We start from the raw sequence: 20,007 nt of genomic DNA, 5'->3' as shown, positions 1-20,007 counted from the left end.
CATTGGCAAAGCCCAAGGATGGAAGCTCATTATTATTTAACATGGTTATTACAGGAGAGTAAGCTTCATGGCCAATGTACAATATATCAATGCTTGATATAATTGACGATCCCAAATCCACACACTAATCGAGAAGAGTCATCATTTGGCCGTTACGGTAACTCACCGTAACGGTCGATGTGTTTTACCTTCCAGACTTGCTGCAGTACTTCCAGCGTAGCGCCGATAAGAGATTCTTCGCTTCGATTTCTCGGCCATATGAAGACTAGTGCACAGGGCACTCTTATCGCGCGAGCAATCACTAGGCCGCGCTCCTGACGTTCGGCCATCGCCAATGCATCTCGGGCCAGACTAAGCCCAATGCCGGCACGCACCAGGTCGAGCATGCAGGCTTCCTGATCTACACGTGCCACTTCATTGAGCGTTATACCAAGTGGCTCTAGTACTTTGCCGAGTAGCCGGTGGTGGGCGGAATCATGAGGCGTGACGATCCAGGGTAGCGTCGCCAGGCGAGACCAGTCGGCCCCCTCCATGCGTGAGGCCCAGCCAGCTGGGGCAATGACGTGATAGTCGAAGTAAGTAAGCTCGAGAAAGGCCACCCCCTCTGTCTCTTCCACTCCGGCCCCTGGTGGAGCCAAGTAGAAACCCACATCAAGCTCACCGCGGCGTACGCGTTCCAGCACACTGCCGCTCATGCCATGGTGAAGCTCGGTACGAACCTGCGGAGCACGCTCCACTAGATGGTGCAGGAAAGCCCCCAAACGAATGAACTCCGGATCGACGATGGTGCCGATGCGCAGGCGTCCACGGGGAGTGTCGTGCATGGCGCGAGCCGTGCGCTCGAAGGCTTGGCAGGCCGCCAGCGCCTTTTCGGCAGAAGGCAGCAGAGCGTGTCCGTCCGCCGTCAGCTCAAGCCCTTGAGGACGGCGCTTGAATAGCGTCAATCCCAGGACATGTTGTAGTTGCTTGAGCTTGAGGCTGACGGCGGGTTGCGTCAGGTGAAGCCTCTCTGCCGCCCGCGACACGCTACCCTCCTGGGCGACATAGACAAAGGTTCTAAGTGACTGAATGTCTTGCACGGCATCTACCTGAAGTAACTAAGCTATAAGGTGAGCTTATATCGGGCTTTCGATTTTCTCAATTGATCCATACTGTCAGAAGAATAGGCTGGCCGAATGTTGACTTAGCGAGAGAGACGAACGCCATGACCCATACCATGATCGATCACCATATCAATGGCAACGTGAGCCCCGGCCAGGCAAAAAACCGACAGGACGTGACCAACCCCGCTACCGGTCAGGTGACCGGCCAGGTGGCTCTGGCTACCCGTGAAGATGTCGATAGCGCCGTGGAGGCGGCCAAGGCCGCTTTTCCGGCCTGGGCTGATACGCCGCCGATCCGTCGTGCACGGGTCATGTTCCGCTTTCTCGAGCTGCTCAACGTACACAAGGACGACCTGGCTCGCGCCATCACCGCCGAGCATGGCAAGGTGTTCACCGACGCCCAGGGCGAGGTGGCGCGCGGTATCGATATCGTCGAGTTCGCCTGCGGCATACCGCAACTGCTCAAGGGCGACTACACCGACCAGGTCAGTACCGGAATCGACAACTGGACGATGCGTCAGCCGCTCGGCGTGGTGGCCGGCATTACGCCGTTCAATTTCCCAGTGATGGTGCCGATGTGGATGTTCCCGGTGGCCATCGCTGCGGGTAATAGCTTTATCCTCAAGCCAAGTCCCCTTGACCCCAGCCCTTCGCTGATGATCGCTGACCTGCTCAAGCAGGCGGGGCTGCCGGAGGGTGTATTCAATGTCGTGCAGGGCGACAAGGATGCGGTCGAGGCACTGTTGGAGCACCCCGATGTCAAGGCGCTCTCCTTCGTCGGCTCTACGCCCATCGCCAACCTGATCTATGAGACCGGCGCCCGCAATGGCAAGCGCGTCCAGGCGTTGGGCGGGGCCAAGAACCACATGGTGGTGATGCCCGATGCCGACCTCGACAAGACCGTGGATGCCTTGATCGGTGCGGCCTACGGTAGCGCCGGGGAGCGCTGCATGGCGATCAGCGTGGCAGTGCTGGTCGGCGAGGCGGGCGATAAGATCGTGCCACGGCTGGCCGAACGCGCCAAGAGCTTGAAGGTAAAGAACGGTATGCAGCTCGACGCTGAAATGGGCCCGATCGTGTCTTCCTCGGCGCATAAACGCATCACCGACTATATCGCCAAGGGCGAGGAAGAGGGGGCCGAGCTGGTGGTCGATGGCCGCGACCTCGATGCCTCCGTGACCGGTGACGGCTGTGCCGAGGGCTTCTGGATGGGCGGGAGTCTGTTCGATCACGTCACCCCCGAGATGACCATCTACAAGGAGGAGATCTTCGGCCCGGTATTGGCCTGCGTGCGCGTGCCGGATATCGCCTCTGCAATCGAGTTGATCAACAAGCATGAATTCGCCAATGGGGTGAGCTGCTTCACCGAGAGCGGCCATGTGGCGCGAGAGTTCGGGCGGCGCATCGAGGTGGGCATGGTCGGCATCAACGTGCCGATTCCCGTGCCCATGGCCTGGCATGGCTTCGGTGGCTGGAAGCGCTCGCTGTTTGGCGACATGCATGCCTATGGTGAGGAGGGTGTGCGCTTCTATACACGCCAGAAGTCGATCATGCAGCGCTGGTCCGACTCCATCGAGGCGGGTGCCGAGTTCGTCATGCCAACGTCGAAATAAGCCATTCATAACGACGGTCATATTACGCCAGCTCGGAGTGCGTCATGAGCACGACTTCACCTCTGGAATTCGACTACATCGTCGTGGGGGCGGGTACCGCAGGGTGTCTGCTCGCCAACCGCCTGAGTGCCGACCCGAATAACCGGGTGCTGCTGATCGAGGCGGGCGGGCGCGACAACTATCACTGGATCCACATTCCGGTGGGCTATCTCTACTGCATCAACAACCCGCGTACCGACTGGCTGTTTCGCACCGAGCCGGATGCCGGGCTCAATGGTCGTACGCTGCTCTATCCCCGTGGCAAGACGCTGGGCGGCTGCTCGAGCATCAACGGCATGATCTACATGCGCGGCCAGGCCCGGGACTACGACAGCTGGGCCGCGGAGACCGGCGACGATGCCTGGCGCTGGGAGAACTGCCTGTCGGACTTCATGAGGCACGAGGATCACTGCCGCCTGGACGAGGGCGGCGACGCCGACGAGCGGCATCGCGACTTTCATGGCCATGGCGGCGAATGGCGGGTGGAAAGGCAACGCTTTCGCTGGCAGGTACTCGACGATTTCGCCAAGGCCGCCGAGGAGGCGGGCATTCCTAGGACCGACGACTTCAACCGCGGCAACAACGAAGGCGTCGGCTACTTCGAGGTCAACCAACGTTCGGGCTGGCGCTGGAATACTGCCAAGGCGTTTCTCAGGCCGGTGTGCCAGAAGCGCGACAACTTCACCCTGTGGCACTCCACGCTGGCGCTGCGCCTGGAGTTCGAGCGGGGCGAGAACGGCGTGCCGCGCTGTACGGGAGTGCAGGTCGAGCGCAAGGGCGAGACAGCCAGCGTCAAGGCGCGCCGCGAGGTGATCCTGGCCTCCGGGGCCATCGGCTCGCCCCAGCTCCTGCAGCTCTCCGGCATCGGTCCGCTGGAGCTGCTCAGGCAGCATGGCATACCGCTGGTGCATGAACTGCCAGGCGTAGGGGAGAACCTGCAGGATCACCTGCAGATCCGCTCGGTCTACCGCGTCACCGGAGCCAAGACGCTCAATACCCTGGCCGCCACGCTGTTCGGCAAGGGGCTCATCGGGCTGGAGTACGTGCTCAAACGCTCCGGCCCGATGAGCATGGCGCCATCGCAGCTTGGTGCCTTCACTCGCAGCTCGGACGAGTATAAGCACCCCAATATCGAGTATCACGTTCAGCCACTGAGTCTGGAGGCGTTCGGTCAGCCGCTGCATGACTACCCAGCCATCACGGCTAGTGTCTGCAATCTCAATCCCACCAGTCGCGGACACGTGCGCATCAAGAGCCGTGACCCACGAGTGGCGCCGTGCATCTCTCCCAACTACTTGAGCAGCGAGGAGGATCGCAAGGTGGCCGCCGATTCGCTGCGCGTCACTCGGCGTATCGTCGAGCAGGCGGCCTTTAGCAAGTATCAGGCAGAGGAGGTCAAGCCGGGCACGCAGTACCAGAGCGACGAGGAGCTGGCGCGGCTGGCCGGCGACATCGCTACCACCATCTTTCATCCGGCGGGGACCACGCGCATGGGGCGAGCCGACGATCCCATGGCGGTGGTCGACTCTCACCTTCGCGTACGTGGCGTGAAGGGGCTGCGAGTAGTGGACGCAGGTGTAATGCCGACCATCACCAGCGGTAACACCAACTCGCCGACATTGATGATTGCCGAGAAAGCGGCGGGGTGGATCCTAAGAGGGGAATAGACTCCTTGCCGCTTCGATGTCTGGTTGCTATGCCGCCCCGTTTGTCCCTATTCTTGTGCAATACGAGGATAAGCGGATACGGAAATGCGCAATTGGTTGATCGCGAATGCGAAAGCGGGTGAAGGGAAGCGAGGACAGGCATTCTGGTTAGAGCACTTGCAAGCGGTCGGCCTTTCGGATTTGTTGGTTCGGGATTTCTCCGATGCCGGCTGGGAGAAGGGGGTTCAGGCAGGGGATCGCCTCCTTGTCGCGGGTGGGGATGGCTCCGTCAGTCGTATCGCTGCTCTATGTGTGGAGCGCAGCGCCACCCTGGTGGTATTACCTTCGGGAACGGCAAACGACTTTGCCCGCAATCTGGGCTTGCCGGACGATGCCGAAAGCATTTGTCGACTGGCGGTGTCGGGGCAGACCGCCAAGGTCGACGTCGCATGGATAGATGGCCACCTGTTTCTCAATGTGGCGCACATCGGGCTTGGTACGATCCCGGTACGTGAGGCTTTTTCCGAATACAAGAAGCGTTTCGGGCGATTCAGCTATCTGGCGGCGCTCATGAGAAAGTTATGGGGGCAGCAGGGGTTCCATGGACGCTTGACATACGATGGCGAGATCATCGAAGGACGCTGGTTATCGATTGCGGTGGCGTCTGGAGCCTTCTATGGAGGAGGGCAGCGTATCCCCAATGCTGCGGCCAATGATGGGCAACTCGATATCGTTGCGGTGCGGCCTCGCTCCTGGGCGCGTCTGCTTGGTGCCTTCGTCATGTTACGGTTGTTGGGACGCGTTTCCAAGCACAGCTCGACACTTGTCCATGTCAAGGCGAGCGAATGCCAGATTGAGTTACGTAGTCCCAAGACGCTGACGGCAGATGGCGATGTAATTGGCAAGATCGAGAAGGCAACAGCAGTATGCCGTCCAGCTGTCTTGGAAGTGGCATGCGAAAAGATCATGCACACCTGAACCACGCATCATGCAAAGTCTTGAATGCCAGGTGCGTTACGCTTTTGGTTGCAAGTGACCCCCATATTGACGCTGGCTGATCATGTCGATTTCCGAGATGCTATCGTTTTCGATCAGGCAATTGGGCTCGACGCCATAGGCGTGGATGCCGCTGCGCTGGATATAACCGGTAAGGTAATCGGAGGGCATTCGCACCGGATAGGCTTGATGCAGCAGCTTTATAGCCCCTTTGTACGATAGCCAATAGCCTCGCGTACTGATGATGTTGCGTTTGGATTTAGCGCTGGGTGACCGATAACGAACCAGTTTGAGGCCGTGGGGCAGGGTGCGCTTGATCGGCCAGGACTTGGCCTTTCCATGATGCAGGTAGGCGAGTTCGGCTCTTGTCGGAAGCTTGCCCAGCATGGTGATCAGTATCTCCTTGAAGCCTGCCACGGGGCAGGCATCGTCCTCAAGTACGATCGCCGCTTCGTACGCGCTTGCACGTATATGTTCATAGAGCGTGATATGGCTTAGCGCGCAGCCGATCTCGCCCGGGCTGAGTCCATGCCCCCACTCGCGCTGGGTATAGTCGGTATCGACTGAGGCGATTTGTTCGGCACTGAGCTTGCCGCCATGGACTGCATCCCAGAATCGAAAGGGAAGGTCAATGCTCTCCAGCGTTCGCTGAATGACTTCACGGCGTTGCGAGCCGGGAAGAGAGATGACAAAAACGGGAGGGAGGTCAGACACGAGCTGTTATCCTATTCGTCATATCAAAACAGACCGAAGCTTACCTCAAGCGTTGCAAGGTTATCACTCATCGCGCTACTCCGGGAAAGGCAATGAGCATTCGTCAAGTGGTTAATACATTACGCGCGTGGCGCGATAATATCCGTCAACAGCACAGTCGCCGCCGTTACGATGTGACGCGCCCTGCCATAGATCGAGTCGAAAGACCTGAGCGAATCGTCTTCGTTCGTTGGGATGCCAAATGGGGCGACTCGGTCGTGTTCTCCTTTGTCTGCCGCGAATTCAAGCAGCTCAATCCCACCATCTCCATCGAAGTCATCGCCACCCAGGAGATGGCCCCGTTGTTTCTCGAGGAATTTGGCGTGGATCGGGTGCATGAAACCCGTCGCAAACCCTCCAAGGCAGCGATGCGCGATCTTGCCCAGCGCATCGGCGAAATCGATTTGGTGGTACATTTCAGTCACTTGGTAAAGCACCGTGACATGTATTTGCTTAGCCGGCTGCGAACTCGTCACATCGCGGGACTCGATGACAGCGTGGCACGCATCGATCTCAAGCTGGGACATGCGACACAGGGGCTTCACTTTGCCGATAAGTATGTCGAGCTGCTGACTCGCTGCGGTGCTCGAAAGGTCGATACCCGCTATATCGTGCCGCGAGCCGAGCAGAGCGAAAGGCGTGCGGAGACCCTGGTCCTGCAGCGCTCACGTCCGTTCCTGTGCCTGAATGCCTACAGCAAGGGCCGGGCCAGAAGCTTGACGATGGAGACCTGCGAGCGTTTGGCCAGGCGAGTGCTTGCCGAACTGCCGGAACACGAGATATGCATGCTCTCGGCCCCGGAAAAGCAAGAGGAGGTGGAGGCGTTTTGTCGGCGCTTTGCCGATGAGCGTGTCTTTTGTCTGCTCCAGACCCAGACGATTCATGACAATATCTCCATGATCGCGCGTTCCGATGGGCTGATATCGGGTATCACGGCAACCGTGCACTTGGCGGATGGGCTCGATGTGCCCTCCTTCGTTCTCTTTCCTTACGATCCTGCCGATCGCGATGATTGGCATAGCCGTCACCCCGGCTCGATCAATTTCCTCGCTGAGCCCAGTACACCGCTGGATGTCAATCAGCTAGATTGGATGAGCGCGAATACACAGTTGCACCACTTCTGCATTGGACTGGATCGGAGGTTGCCCTGCACGGCAGCCGGCTCGGAAAGCTGAGACAACAGCCGCTCCAGGTCGTGAAGCAGCTGTGTCGTGGAAGGCTCCCGAGGGGGCCTTCCAGCCCAAGGCGTTTGCGGTTCATGGCATCCTTAGTCCCTCATGTCGCAGATCGCGCTCCAAGGGGCTAGAACGAGATGATGGTCCATCCCGTCAGGATGAGTGGCGCTTCTCCAGCGGTGAGTAGGAGGGGCCTTCGATGACTTCGCCCTGGGTATCGAAGCGGCTACCATGACAGGGGCAATCCCAGGAAGTTTCTGCTTCGTTCCAGTGCACCAGGCATTTCATATGCGGGCAAACTGCCGAAAGAACGGAAAACTCTCCGGCTTCATTTCTATGGATGGCAAGCTTTTCACCATCGATCGTTGCGACCGTAGCCTGGCCAGGGACGATTCCGTCAAGTGCTTTGAGCTTCTCCGCGCTCAGGTAATCCTTGGCGAAGTGCTTGGCCACCGAAACGTTCTCCTTGGCCCATTGTGTGGCGGATTTGAGGGGCGTGAAGCGTCTTGCATCGAAGCGTTGATGCCAGGGGTTGTCTCGTCCCCGTATGAGGTCGCCAATGACCATCCCGGCAAGCACCCCCCAAGTGAGGCCATCGGCAGAGAAGCCGGTCGCGACATAGGTATGGTCGTTGATATGCGCTCTGCCAATATAAGGCAAGCCGTCAGCGGAGCTGTACTGCTGGGCTGACCATTGATACTCGATCTCCTTCACATTGAAGTGAGTGGTGAGATAGGCGCGTAGCTGCTGATAATGATCGCTCTCTGGTTGACCCTCGCCTGTCTGGTGCTTTTCACCGATCGCCATGACATAGGTGTCCCCCTGATGCTGATAACTGCGCAGAGAGTGAAAGGGGTCGAGCATGAAACAGATGCCCTCCGGGTAGGACCCATCGTTGAGTCTGGCGCTGACGGCATACTCGCGTGAGGCGATCATCTCGGTTTGCAGCAGATTGACGCCCTTGGGCGTGTGCGTGGCATGCACGATATGTTTTGCGATGACCCGTCCACCATCGGTCTCGACGATGCCCCGCTTGTAGTCGATGTCTCGAACCGGGCTATGCTCATAGAGAGTGACACCTAGCCCGCCAAGGGCTCTGGCCAGACCCTGTACATAATGGAAGGCATTGAATTGTGCCTGGTTGTCGAGCCGTAACCCTCGGGTCACGGGAAAGGGAAGGGGCGGCGTCTCCTCCGTCATTACATGAAGGCCTGCCTGGGTCATTGCCTCTCGCTCCGACTCGAGAGACTCCATGCTCTGGGAATCTACATCGGTGAGCAGACGATAGAGCGGGCGGCGCTGGAACTGGCAATCGATACCGAATTGAGCCACCGTGGCCTCGATATGATCGATTGCCTCGGCTCGAGACTCGACCACGTCCCGAATCGCTTCGTCATCCCACTTCTTGCGGATCGAAGAGAGCCCCGAGGCGAGGGTGCTATATAGATTGCCGGTCGAACCACCGGTACAGCCTCCACCCACGGAGCGCGCTTCCAGCACGACCACACGCTTGCCGGGATGCGCCAGCTGTTGGGCGACGGTAAGGCCGGTAATACCGGCACCGATCACCACGACATCGGCTTCGATACTCTCGGTCAGGGTGGGATAGTCGCCTGGATTGTTTAATCCCTCTTTCCAGATAGATTTCATGACGCCTCCATGCGTTTGATGTGAACTCTTAAGATATAGAAGCCAAGGCTAAATTGGACAAATCCCTCCTGGCGCATCGCTGATGATATGGCTTACGGTTGCTGCGTGAAGAGCATTTCGTTATAAAGAATCCCCTTTTTTATTCGAGAAATTGCATGTTAGGAAAAATAGAGTGAGTAATGACTCCGGAGCATGGCAAGAGTGGTGCGCAGGGCTGCGCGACAGTTTCTCTCTGGTGGTGGGCTATGCGCCCATCGCCTTCTCGTTTGGGGTGGTGGCGGTTCAAGCTGGGCTGGCCGCGTGGCAGGCAGTCCTGATCTCACTTGTGGTCTTTGCTGGAGCAAGCCAGTTCGTGATGGTCGCCATGCTGGGGGCGGGTAGTGGAGGGCTAGCGGTGCTATCGGCGGTGCTGATGATGAATCTCCGTCATCTCTTTTATGGCCCCTCGCTGGCCCTAAGGCTGGCCAAGCTGCCGAAACGGTTGGCGCCGCTGTTGGCGTTTGGCCTGACCGACGAAGTGTTTGCCACGGCCATGGCTAAGGGTTCCTCTCGGCGCCTCAATCCCCTCTGGTATCTGGGCGTGGCTACTGGCGCTTATACTGCCTGGGTGTTCGGAACGATAGCGGGTGCCGTATTGGGCGCGTTATCGGCGACAGGCGAGGGGATTATCGCGGAGACCTTCGCCTTCGTGCTGCCGGCGCTTTTCGTCGCCCTGCTGGCGCAGGCCTTTCATCATCGTCTATGGCCTGTCGTGCTAGTGGCTGGAGCGGTGACGCTTGTGGGGCTCCTATGGCTGCCGGGGCAAGCAGCGATGCTGATCGGCATGTTGATGGGCGCCCTGGCTGGAGGCATGCGTAGCGTGCCACATAGGGTAGATAAGGCGAAATGAGTGTACTAGAACTGGTCATGGTGATCGTTGCGGCGGGAGTGGGCACCTATCTGATTCGCTACGTTCCACTGGTCTTTGGCCGGCGCCTGGCGAGTGCGCAGGGTTTTCTTGCTCGGGTGCTCGCAGCACTTGGTGTGGCGGCCATCGCTTCGTTGATCGCACTTTCGCTCTGGGGCCTATGGTGGCCAGAACCGGATCTAGTCAATACGCTACGTCTGTTTCTAGGTTGCGCCACGGTTTTGGCACTGCTGCGTTTGACAGGCAATATAGGCCTGGCCACGCTGAGCGGGGCCCTGGCATATGGTGTGCTGGGCCCACTGCTGAGCTTCTAATCGTTCACTTGGTCAGAGATTCTTGCCGCCATTGACGTCCGAAGCATCATAATCCTGAGTATCGTCAGGAGCCGAACCAGGTTCACTGGAGGTGTCGTTTTCGAACTGACGCGCAGCCTGAATGGCTTGCGGTTCACTATCGTGCCGGGAGATCTCCTGAGGCAGATCCGGGTTGGTGACGTCGACCACTCGCCATCCCGAGACGATGATCGCCTCCTCTCGCTCTTCATTGATGGGCTCCACTCGTGCAGTGCGAGTCATGGCTCCTCCTTGATGCGTTGTCCTTCGGTTCTCTGACTATGGCAGAGCAGGGCTAGTCTTGCGAATCACTCGAATAGGGATAAATAGCAAGGGCAAGGCATCATGCCTTGCCCTTGTAAATCATACTTCCGATGCTGCAAGCGTATCGGGGCTTACTGCTGGTGAGCTTCGGAAAGCGTCATGTCGCCATCGAGCTCGGTATAATTCTCTTCGTTGTACTCATCGGAGGAGCTTTCTATCTCATCCTCGCCATAGGTAGTGCTCATGACCAATTGGTCATCCTGAACTTCCATTTCATCAATGGAAAGTGCGATATCCGTAGCACCAATACCCCATAAGCCGCCGACCGATACGACTGCATAAAGATCGCCTGTCTCATTGTGCTGGGCGATATGCTGAATATTACCGATATCCTCGCCATCCTGGTTGACCACGGTCATGCCTTCCAGATCGCTTACCTGCTTCGACATCAGGTCGTCATCGCCTCCAACCTGCGTTTGCTGGTTATTGTCCTGAGTGATTCCCTCATCGGTATCGTCCGCCCCCGGCTGGGTCGCACCCATCCCAGTGTCATCTGGCTGGTCTGCCTCCATTCCGGTGTCATCTGGCTGATCGTCAGTCACCGTGGGCGCATCGTTCTGTTCCTGAGTCATTCCGTTATCGTTAAGATCGGCATCATCCGACGCCTCCTGAGCGAGAACCCCTGTGGAAAGTCCGGCGCAGATGGCCCCGATGGCAATGGCGAGTGCTGTCCTTTTCATGATCTTCTCCTTTAGAGATGGCCTATTTCAGTCGGCCTGCTCTTCAAAGATAGTCGAATACCTCAAGAGACGCGTTACTAATAACTCTAAACATCATGCTTTGCCCTGATTAGGGAGGATCGAGCTTGCTGGAAGCCCACCCTTGAGGTGCTTGCACAGCGTGGCACAGCTAAACGCCGCGACAAATACTTACAAGAAGTGGCGGAATCCGGAGGGAGGATGAATCCGAGTTTGTTAGCCCGCCCAACCTTTGCTAGGTTTAAAGCGTAAGGAAGTTAAATTACGGAGTTGGTAAATAGTTAATTAAAGGTGAGCTCATGCCAAGGAGGGCGATATGTCTCCTATCACGTCAATCATGAATACGATATCGTCTAATGACGCTAGGTGTTCATCCATCCGTTTCTTGATGCCCCTTATAGATACGCAAACATGATGGGTGGACCATGAATTGAGGTGTTTAGCCTCAAATAGAGCAGTCCGTGCTGTGCTTTTAGCCTCATTTTGGTATCTGTCGATACTTCAATGGGGCTTTTTTGATGGCTTGTCTGGCTTGTCTGGCTTGTCTGGCTTAGCAATCATTGCAGCGATGCTTCGAAGGCTTTCGCTTCCATCGGTCGTCCGAATAGATAACCTTGGTAGGTGAAGCATCCCATGTTCGCTAGTGTGAGGCGGTGGGCCTCGGTTTCAACCCCCTCTGCAATGACCCCAAGCCCCATATTGTCGGCAAGCGCAATGATGGTCTGGGCAATGATGGCGTCGCTCGGATCTTCGAGCAGGTCGCGGACAAAGCTCTGGTCGATCTTGAGTTGCTCGATAGGCAAGCGTTTGAGATAGCCGAGCGATGAGTAACCTGTACCGAAATCGTCGAGTGAAAAACCTACGCTGCGCTCCTGTAATGCATGCATCTTGATGATGACGTTCTCTACGTTGGAGGCGAGTAGACTCTCGGTGAGCTCCAGCTTCAATCTGGCTGGGTTGGCGCCGGTGAGTTCCAATGAACTGAGCACCTCAGCAACGAAATCCGCTTGGGCGAACTGCAGCGCACTGATATTGACTGACAGCGTCAGGTGATGGGTCTCTGGGCGCGTGGCCCATGTGGCTAGCTGGCGGCAGGCGGTTCGCAATACCCATTGTCCAATAGGCAGGATCAGCCGCATCTCTTCGGCGAGAGGGATGAAATCGTTGGGTGGCACCATGCCCAAGTAAGGGTGCTCCCAGCGAAGCAGGGCTTCTGCCCCAGTGACATTGCCGGCGGCATCCACTTGCCTTTGATAATAGAGCGTGAATTGCTCCTCCCGGATCGCCGTGCGTAACTCGTTTTCCATGGCGATGCGCGATTCGATGGCATGTTGCATCTGTGGATCGAAGAAGTAGAGCGCATTGCGCCCGGCAGCCTTGGCTTCATACATAGCCATATCGGCCTGCTTTAATAGCTCTTCCGCTATCTGATCGTGGGAGAAGAAGAGCGTGATGCCGATGCTGGGGCTCCCTTGGTAGTCACGTATCTCTAGTGAATAAGGTTCATTCAGGCGGGTGCGGATTTTCTCGCCCACCAGCTCGGCTTGGCTTGCTGCCATCTCTTTTCTGTCGCTCAGTCCTTCCAGAATGATCACGAATTCATCGCCGCCTAACCGAGCGACTGTGTCGCCTTCCCGCACGCAGCTGCTCAGTCGGCTAGCGACATGTTGCAGCAGCTTATCGCCAATATCGTGGCCTGCGGTATCGTTGAGATTCTTGAAGTTATCGAGGTCGATGAACAGTAGCGCACCATGAGTGCGTCGTCGGTTGCTGGCGGCCAGCGCCTGTTTCAGTCGGTCGGAAAAGAGTCTACGATTGGGCAGGAGGGTGAGAGGGTCGTAGAAAGCCAGCCGGTTGATCTCCTCTTCGCTTGCCTTGCGCTGGGAGATATCGCGCGCCATGCCGAGGTAAATGGTCTCGTCGCCGTGTTTGATCTCGGAAATCGAAAGCTCCAGTTGGAACTTGCTGCCATCCTTGCGCATGCCTTCGACTTCGCGTCCAGTACCAATGATGCGAGCGAGCCCCGTGGTCTGGTAGTTGTGCAGATAGTTGTCGTGGGCATCCCGATAGGGTGGTGGCATGAGTCGCTTGACGTCCTGTCCTACCATTTCGTCACGGCCATAGCCGAACAGCTCTTCCGCGGCTGGGTTGAAGGATTGAATGATGCCGTTTGTATCGATGGTGATGATGCCGTTGACCATGTTGTCGATGATGGTCTGTGTATGGCGAGCCTCCTCAATCAGCGCGGCTTCGGCCATCTTGCGGGTATGGATATCGACGATATAGCCATGCCACAGAATGCTGCCGTCTTCCAGTCGCTCTGGTGAGGAGTAATTCTCCGTCCATAGGGCCTCTCCGGAAGCGTGGACGACTCGGAACTGCTCGGAAACTGGCGTGAGTGCACTCTCTGACTTCAGCCAGGCAGCGGACACCCGTGCGATATCCTCTGGATGAATGGCTTGCTTCATCAGGGAGGCATCGGCTTCGAGCGCCCTTGCGTTAACACCCAGCAGATAGCTGACGCCATCGCTGACATAGGGGTAGCAAGCATGGCCATCGGGCCACTGTTGATATTGGTAGAGCATGCCGGGAAGATTCGAGGTGAGCTTCTTGAGTCGTTGCAAAAGCTCCCGGGCCGCGGCATCGGCGCTGCGCTCCTCGGTAATATCGATATGGGTGCCAATCACGTCGGTCGGCCGATCATGGGCGTCGCGGTGCGAAACGCGTCCTCGCGCATGGATCCAGACCCAGTGGCCGCCCTTGTGACGCATGCGAAACTGGCTGTCGTAGTAGTCGAGCTGACCCGCGATATGCTGGTTCAGCCTGGCCAGCGCTGACGTCAGATCGTCCGGATGCGTCAGCGCCTGCCATTGTCTCAGCCCTAGCGGCTCGAGTTCGTCCAGGCCATAACCGAGCATGCTTGCCCAGCGGGTATTGACCACCAGCTCATCACGTTGCAGGTTCCACTCCCATGTGCCGATGGAGGCGGTGTCGATCAGGACATTGTGGCGGGCTTCGCTGCGATGCAGTTGATGACGCAACTGTGCGTCATGCTGTTCGTTGATTTCCTGCTCGACACAGTCGGCCAAATCTCTCAGGTTGGCGAGCTCGTCTGGTGTCAGATGCCGCGGCCTGCTGTCGACGAGACAGAGAGTGCCGATACGATGGCCTTCGCGCGTCGAAAGCGGGGCACCTGCATAGAAGCGAGCGTAGGGCTCACCGATCACCAGCGGATTGGCATGGAAGCGTGGGTCGCATCGCGCATCGGGGATTTCCAGGATCTCCCGGCCGAGGATGGCATGGCTACAAAACGAGATGTCGCGGGAGGTCTGTCCCACATCGATCCCCAGGCGTGATTTGAACCACTGACGATCGATATCCACTAGCGTGACCAGCGCCATCTCCACGCCAAAGAATTTCTGGGCGAGCCGCGTCAGCCGGTCGAAGCGCTCTTCCGGCGGCGTGTCGAGCAGCCCCAGTTGGCGAAGTGCCACCAGGCGTTGCGCTTCATTGTTGATTTTGACCACCGACGTCATAATCTCTGACCCCGCTTGGAGGGCCTCGCTAGTACATTTGGGCCGATTGTAGTGCTTGTCACTTGAATCAAGAGTGTGAAAAGCGAAGCTTAACCTACGTTAATCGTCGTTGGCGCGCTGGCATCGGGCGGGCCAGTGTCTCCCTCTGTTACACTAGCAAGATGAGGTGGCGCCCCTGTGGATGAGAGGCCTCTTGGAGAGATGCGTATGAAGAAGATGGCTTTGGGATCGGCGATATTGGCATGGACAATGCTGTTATCGACTGGCGCCATGGCAGTGTGCCTCGTGCCTGGGCAATGGTGGCTGGGTCAGGGTGAGCCCATCGCGGCAAGTGCATTGATGGCGCAGCTGGAAACGCGTGAAGTGATACTGCTTGGTGAGCATCATGATCGAATGGAGCATCACCGTTGGCAACTGCATACCTTGGCGGGCCTCTACGCGCGGCGCAGCGAGATGGTCATCGGTCTTGAAATGCTGCCTCGCCAGGCCCAGCCGGCGCTCGATGCCTGGGTGGCAGGTGAGCTGGGCGAAGAGGCTTTTCTCAACCAGGCGCAATGGGACGAGGCGTGGGGCTATGATCCCGCTCTCTATCTACCGATCTTTCACTTTGCTCGCCAGCATCGCATACCCATGGTGGCCATCAATATCGACCGGCAGCTACGCTCGCGGCTAGCCGAACAGGGGTGGAATGCGGTACCCGAGGATGAGCGTTACGCCATGACGCCGCCCGCCACACCACCAGCGGTATATCGCGATTCGTTGATCGAGATGCTATCCAGACACCCCATGGGAGAACATGCTGGATACGATCCCGAGCGCTTCATTGCCGGGCAGCTGGTATGGGATCGTGCCATGGCCAGTGGCTTGGCGGAGATGGCTGGGCAGGGGGCATTGGTGGTGGGCCTGATGGGCGAAGGTCACCTTGCCTATGGACATGGTGTGCCCTTCCAACTGGCAGATCTCGGTATTACCGATACTCAAGTGCTCCTACCTTGGGATGTCGGGCCTGGCTGCAAGCCCCCTCCCGAGGGGTTGGCGGATGTGCTGTTCGGTCTCGTGGGAGGCGGTCTGCATGAGCCCGCCCAACCGGTACGGCTTGGGATTCTCATCGACCCCGATGAGCGGGGAGTTCGTGTGCTTGAGGTGGGAGAGAGCTCGCTTGCCCGCCAGGCGGGGCTCGCTACGGGGGACATAATCAGCCGCGCGGCAGGTAAGCGCCTGGCAAGCCCCGCTGAGTTGATTGCGCTGATACGTCAACAACCCCCTGGTACCTTGCTGCCACTGGAGGTGGTGCGTGAAGGCAATGTCGTGGAGCTGCTGGTACGCTTCCCGGTGGCTGGCGATGCGTGACGTGAGGACGCTTGGTCAGCTCTGTCGCGTAGTGAGATTGCCAGGTCTCGTTATTCTATTGCTGCTTGCCTTGCCCTGGGGCACCGCCCAGGCCGAGCTTCCTGAACAGTCGATTACGCTACGAATCAATCCTTCGGCGAGAACCATTCATGGCGAGATGAGCACCAGCTGGCCTGCCGGTGAAAGGGAATTTCGACTCATGCAGGGGCTGGAGATGCGGGAGGCTCGCCTCGGCAATCAGGTCTTGGACGTGATAGCGGTTGGACGCAATCGCTATCGCATCGATGTTCCCAGCGCTAGCGAGATCGTGACCCTGGCATGGGAAGGCACGCTGCCAGATCCAGAGAGTGTCGGGACACGAGTCTTGCTGGAGGGGGATAGCGGTATCCTTCCTCCCCGTGCCGGTTGGTATCCGACCCCAATGGAACAGCGTGATTTCTCGCTGAGCCTGCATGTCTGGTTGCCGAGCCGCTACCATGTAGTGGCGACTGGTTCATTGGCCGATGTACCAATAGAGGAAGATCAGGGCTACTGGGCGCACTATACCCATCCCCGCATCGATGAGGTGACACTGACCTTCGGGCTTTGGCAGGAGCGTAGCCGAGAGGTGGAAGGGACTTTGGTGCGGACACTGTTTCCGCCCGGCCTCGATGAAGCGTTCGCCGACATCTATCTCGATCATGCGGCAGACTATCTCGAGCAATTCAGCGAGCGGCTCGGAGCCTACCCTTATAGCAGCTTTACCATGGCCGCTTCCTCTGCCCCGGTGGGGTTGGCCTTTCCGGGATTTACGCTGCTGGGTGAGCGCGTCATTCCCCTGCCATTCATTCCGCAAACGTCGCTGGCGCATGAGCTGATGCACAGCTGGTGGGGAACCGGGGTGAGAGTGGATTACCCATCGGGCAACTGGGCCGAGTCATTGACGGTGTACCTGGCAGATTACGCACTGGCACGGCAGCGAGGGGAAGAACGCGAGACACGGCAGCGCTGGTTGAGGGACCTGGCGGCAATGCCTTGGGAATCGGAAAGAGCTCTTGTTAGTTTCCGCAGCGGCTCTCGTGGTGCGGATCGGCTGATAGGGTACCACCACGGCGCCATGCTTTTTCACATGCTCGAAAGAGAGGTCGGTGAAGAAGCGTTCGATGCTGCCTTGAGGAGGTTCAGCGACCGGTACATGTTCCAGGTAGCCAGTTGGGACGATCTTGCGGCCATTTTCTCCGAGGCGGCGCAGCGCGATCTCGGGGCTTTCTTCGATGCCTGGGTGACCCAGCCCGGCAGGCCTGTCCTGAAGATTGCAGATGCTCAACGCGAGCAGCGCGATACGGAAGGCTGGTTCGTGCATGTCACGTTCGAACAGTGGGGAGGTGATAAACCATGGCCGCTTGAAATCCCCTTTACGATCTTGACTGAGCAGGGTCCACAGAGCCAAGAGGTGATGCTCAACTCGCGACAGGAGACGTTCACCTTTGCGCTGGCGTCACGGCCCGATCAGCTCCTGGTGGACCCCGATTACCATCTGCTTCGCCAGATGCCGGATGCACCGCCCATTTTTCGCACTCTGACCCTCGATTCAGACACTCGGCTGGTGATCACGCGTCCTGGTATCGAGAATGCCGGACGCTCGCTGCTCGATCGAACCCCAGCGCTTGATGACCGCTTCTCCCCCGATACTCCACTGCTGGTCGTGGGTGGTACCAACGATGTCATCCGCTGGTTGAGGGAGCAGGGAGTCCCTGCGCCTCCCACACCCATGGCCCGGCAAGGCCAAGCGCGGATGTGGACCGTGCCGGGAACGCGACTGGCAGTGGTCAGTGCCGATGACAACCCGGCGTTGATCCGTCTTGTCACGGCGCTTCGCCACCATGGGCACCGCAGTTATCTGGTCCAGGCCTCTGACGGCGATGATGAGCAGGCCGGCACTTGGGAACTCGACGAAGCGACACTGCGCCATTCGTTCGAGTAGCAAGTGACATTGAACCTAAGGTAGGAGTAGCGCCGCTCTCGGCGTCTATTCAATGCTTTGCGCAGCCCTCCCATCGGTAACATGCCACCTACATGGTTGTAACCTCGGGCGGGTCTGGTTCATGAATCCTTCTACCTTGATCGGAATTGGCGCCAGTATCTTGATGCTGGCCAGTGTGCTGCTGCTTAGTGCTGCCTCGCCATGGTCGTTCATCAACCTGCCGGGCCTGGCAATTGTGTTGACCGGCACTTTGGCAGCTACCTTCATCAGTTATCCGCTGAAGGAAGTGGTGCGCGTAGTGCGTCTGGTTGGCCTGGTTTTTCGGCGAGAGAACAGCTATGTGCAAGAGGATATCCAGGAGCTGGTACAACTGGCGAGGCTGTGGTTTTCGGGTAATGTACCGGCGGTCGAGGCGGCACTGAACGAGACGCGCAATCCCTTTTTGCGCAGCGGGATCCAATTGGTGATCGACAATACGCGCGAAGAGGAGATCCTTGATCTGTTGCGTTGGCGTATTGCGCGGATGAAAGCGCGAGAGCGAGCCGAGGCGCAGATCTTTCGGATCATGGCGCTTTATGCCCCGGCATTCGGCATGATCGGTACCCTGGTGGGGCTGATCAATATGCTCGAAATGATGGACGCGGGGCAGGTGGGAGTGATCGGTGAGCGGATGGCGGTGGCGTTGCTGACTACCTTCTACGGTATTTTGCTGGCCAACCTGATCTTCAAGCCGATCGCCGTAAAGCTTGAAAGGCGCACCGAAGAGCGTCTGGTGGCGATGAACATGATTCTCGAGGGAGTGTCGCTAATGTCTCGGCGTCGCCTCCCTTCGTTTATCGAAGAGACGCTGAAATCCTTCATGGTCAACCATCAAGACGAGATTCGTGATGAGCTGCTGGTCGAGGTAGGGGATGTCGCCCCAGACCGTGGCACCAGACTCCGCGATCGCTTGCGTCGTGTCGCTTCGGCAAGGCCCAAGAATGCCTAGTACGGTTCCTGCCCGGCGGGGGGCCGCCGACTACGACCAACTGCTTGCCGCCGACAGTGAGGATGACTCCGTTGGCGGATGGATGGTCAGCTATATCGATGTGATGACCCTGCTGGTCGCGTTGTTCGTGATACTGCTCTCCCTGTCGGCGTTGAGAAGTGATGCATTGGCGGAGCTGGAAGAGGAGGGAAAGATAGTGTCATTGGCCGAGGTTCCCGAACCGTTGCGGCTGGGTGTGCCGTTGCCGGAAGGAGCATTGATCGCCTCACGGCCAGCGATGGCTATGGCGCCTCTCGAACCCACGATTCATGCCAGTGAGAGTCGCCTTAGCCCTCAGGCGGTGGTCATTGCGCTAGGGGTGGCCCGACGGGGCTCGACGCCATCTCGCCATGTTGTGCTCGATGAGCCCGCCATGTCGCAAGTTGCGACCGAGACGCCCGCGCTGGATGACGAGGTGATTCAGGTGACCAGTCAGATGGTGGAAGCGGTCACTCGCCAGCGTGCCTCGCTTGCTCAGCTGCCCAGCCTTGAAGGCGTGGAGGTTTCCCATGTTGCCGAAGGGATCAGTCTGCGAGTGGATGACCATCTGCTGTTTCCCTCCGCCGAGGCGCAGCTGACGGGCAGTGGGCGTGAGGTCATCGAGAGCCTGGTGGAGATCATCCAGCGTTATGCGGGTGAGGTGTCGGTGGAAGGTCACTCCGATAGCCGGCCGATCAGCACTCCCCAGTTTCCCTCCAACTGGGAGCTCTCCAGTTCGCGAGCCACGGCGATTTTGCGCTATCTGTCGCAGGCCGGGGTAGCGGAGTCTCGCCTAAAGGCGGTAGGCTTCGGATCGACTCGTCCATTGGAAAGCAATGATAGTGAGGAGGGGCGGGCACGCAATCGTCGTGTCGAAGTGATCATTCATCTGGAGTGATCGGTGCGGCTTGAGCGG

Annotated in this window: 16 protein-coding genes; 10 read left to right on the top strand and 6 right to left on the bottom strand. The window is 58.2% G+C overall.

Going from position 1 to position 20,007, the window contains the following annotated elements; all coding sequences use genetic code 11:
- Positions 1 to 152: 152 nt before the first annotated feature.
- Positions 153 to 1,079 carry a LysR family transcriptional regulator gene (locus HJD22_RS14685; RefSeq protein WP_208656280.1) on the bottom strand — a complete coding sequence of 309 codons (927 nt, stop codon included), beginning with the start codon at positions 1,077 to 1,079 and terminating at the stop codon, positions 153 to 155.
- 125 nt (positions 1,080 to 1,204) lie between these two features.
- Here HJD22_RS14685 and HJD22_RS14680 point away from each other — a divergent pair, with 125 nt between their 5' ends.
- From HJD22_RS14680 to HJD22_RS14670, 3 genes are all read left to right on the top strand, one after another.
- Positions 1,205 to 2,716, top strand: a complete 1,512-nt coding sequence (locus tag HJD22_RS14680) for a CoA-acylating methylmalonate-semialdehyde dehydrogenase (protein ID WP_208656281.1) — start codon at positions 1,205 to 1,207, stop codon at positions 2,714 to 2,716.
- A 44-nt stretch (positions 2,717 to 2,760) separates the two neighbouring features.
- Entirely contained in the window at positions 2,761 to 4,422 is a 1,662-nt protein-coding gene (locus HJD22_RS14675) for a GMC family oxidoreductase (protein WP_208656282.1), read from the top strand.
- A gap of 84 nt (positions 4,423 to 4,506) precedes the next feature.
- A complete protein-coding gene (locus HJD22_RS14670; RefSeq protein ID WP_208656283.1) occupies positions 4,507 to 5,379 on the top strand; it encodes a diacylglycerol kinase family protein in 873 nt (290 codons plus the stop codon).
- A gap of 36 nt (positions 5,380 to 5,415) precedes the next feature.
- Here the strand turns inward: HJD22_RS14670 and HJD22_RS14665 are convergent, their stop codons facing one another.
- Entirely contained in the window at positions 5,416 to 6,111 is a 696-nt protein-coding gene (locus tag HJD22_RS14665) for a glycosyltransferase family 25 protein (protein WP_208656284.1), read from the bottom strand.
- 92 nt (positions 6,112 to 6,203) lie between these two features.
- Here HJD22_RS14665 and HJD22_RS14660 point away from each other — a divergent pair, with 92 nt between their 5' ends.
- Positions 6,204 to 7,325, top strand: a complete 1,122-nt coding sequence (locus HJD22_RS14660) for a glycosyltransferase family 9 protein (protein WP_208656285.1) — start codon at positions 6,204 to 6,206, stop codon at positions 7,323 to 7,325.
- A gap of 153 nt (positions 7,326 to 7,478) precedes the next feature.
- Here HJD22_RS14660 and HJD22_RS14655 read toward each other — a convergent pair whose 3' ends face one another.
- Positions 7,479 to 8,975 (bottom strand): FAD-dependent oxidoreductase, encoded by a 1,497-nt coding sequence (locus HJD22_RS14655; RefSeq protein ID WP_208656286.1) that lies wholly within the window; start codon positions 8,973 to 8,975, stop codon positions 7,479 to 7,481.
- 172 nt (positions 8,976 to 9,147) lie between these two features.
- On the opposite strand from HJD22_RS14655, the gene HJD22_RS14650 reads away from it, so the two are divergent.
- Both HJD22_RS14650 and HJD22_RS14645 read left to right on the top strand, forming a co-directional pair.
- Complete coding sequence (locus HJD22_RS14650; protein WP_208656287.1) at positions 9,148 to 9,864, top strand: AzlC family ABC transporter permease; 717 nt, start codon at positions 9,148 to 9,150, stop codon at positions 9,862 to 9,864.
- Positions 9,861 to 10,196 carry an AzlD domain-containing protein gene (locus tag HJD22_RS14645; RefSeq protein WP_208656288.1) on the top strand — a complete coding sequence of 112 codons (336 nt, stop codon included), beginning with the start codon at positions 9,861 to 9,863 and terminating at the stop codon, positions 10,194 to 10,196. The genes HJD22_RS14650 and HJD22_RS14645 overlap by 4 nt, the downstream gene beginning before the upstream one ends.
- Positions 10,197 to 10,208: 12 nt before the next feature.
- On the opposite strand, the gene HJD22_RS14640 is transcribed toward HJD22_RS14645, so the two are convergent.
- The 3 genes from HJD22_RS14640 to HJD22_RS14630 all read right to left on the bottom strand — a co-directional run bounded on the left by HJD22_RS14640 (position 10,209) and on the right by HJD22_RS14630 (position 14,772).
- Positions 10,209 to 10,457, bottom strand: coding sequence for a hypothetical protein (locus HJD22_RS14640; protein ID WP_208656289.1), 249 nt, complete (start codon positions 10,455 to 10,457; stop codon positions 10,209 to 10,211).
- A 152-nt stretch (positions 10,458 to 10,609) separates the two neighbouring features.
- A complete protein-coding gene (locus tag HJD22_RS14635) occupies positions 10,610 to 11,218 on the bottom strand; it encodes a PRC-barrel domain-containing protein (RefSeq protein ID WP_208656290.1) in 609 nt (202 codons plus the stop codon).
- Between the two features lie 575 nt (positions 11,219 to 11,793).
- On the bottom strand, positions 11,794 to 14,772 hold the full coding sequence (locus HJD22_RS14630; RefSeq protein ID WP_208656291.1) for an EAL domain-containing protein: 2,979 nt from the start codon (positions 14,770 to 14,772) through the stop codon (positions 11,794 to 11,796).
- Positions 14,773 to 14,979: 207 nt separating this feature from the next.
- Between HJD22_RS14630 and HJD22_RS14625 the strand changes: the two genes are divergently transcribed.
- The 4 genes from HJD22_RS14625 to HJD22_RS14610 all read left to right on the top strand — a co-directional run bounded on the left by HJD22_RS14625 (position 14,980) and on the right by HJD22_RS14610 (position 19,989).
- Positions 14,980 to 16,122 carry a ChaN family lipoprotein gene (locus HJD22_RS14625; protein WP_217267765.1) on the top strand — a complete coding sequence of 381 codons (1,143 nt, stop codon included), beginning with the start codon at positions 14,980 to 14,982 and terminating at the stop codon, positions 16,120 to 16,122.
- Positions 16,115 to 18,085 (top strand): M1 family metallopeptidase, encoded by a 1,971-nt coding sequence (locus HJD22_RS14620; protein WP_208656293.1) that lies wholly within the window; start codon positions 16,115 to 16,117, stop codon positions 18,083 to 18,085. The genes HJD22_RS14625 and HJD22_RS14620 overlap by 8 nt, the downstream gene beginning before the upstream one ends.
- A 121-nt stretch (positions 18,086 to 18,206) precedes the next feature.
- Entirely contained in the window at positions 18,207 to 19,073 is an 867-nt protein-coding gene (locus HJD22_RS14615; RefSeq protein ID WP_208656294.1) for a motility protein A, read from the top strand.
- Positions 19,066 to 19,989, top strand: coding sequence for an OmpA family protein (locus tag HJD22_RS14610; protein WP_208656295.1), 924 nt, complete (start codon positions 19,066 to 19,068; stop codon positions 19,987 to 19,989). Before HJD22_RS14615 ends, HJD22_RS14610 begins: the two co-directional genes overlap by 8 nt.
- Positions 19,990 to 20,007: the final 18 nt, after the last annotated feature.

Source organism: Halomonas sp. TA22 (genome assembly GCF_013009075.1).
Classification (GTDB): Bacteria; Pseudomonadota; Gammaproteobacteria; order Pseudomonadales; family Halomonadaceae; genus TA22.
Note: the sequence above shows the minus strand (reverse complement) of the source record. Positions and strands in the feature narration are given on the sequence as shown.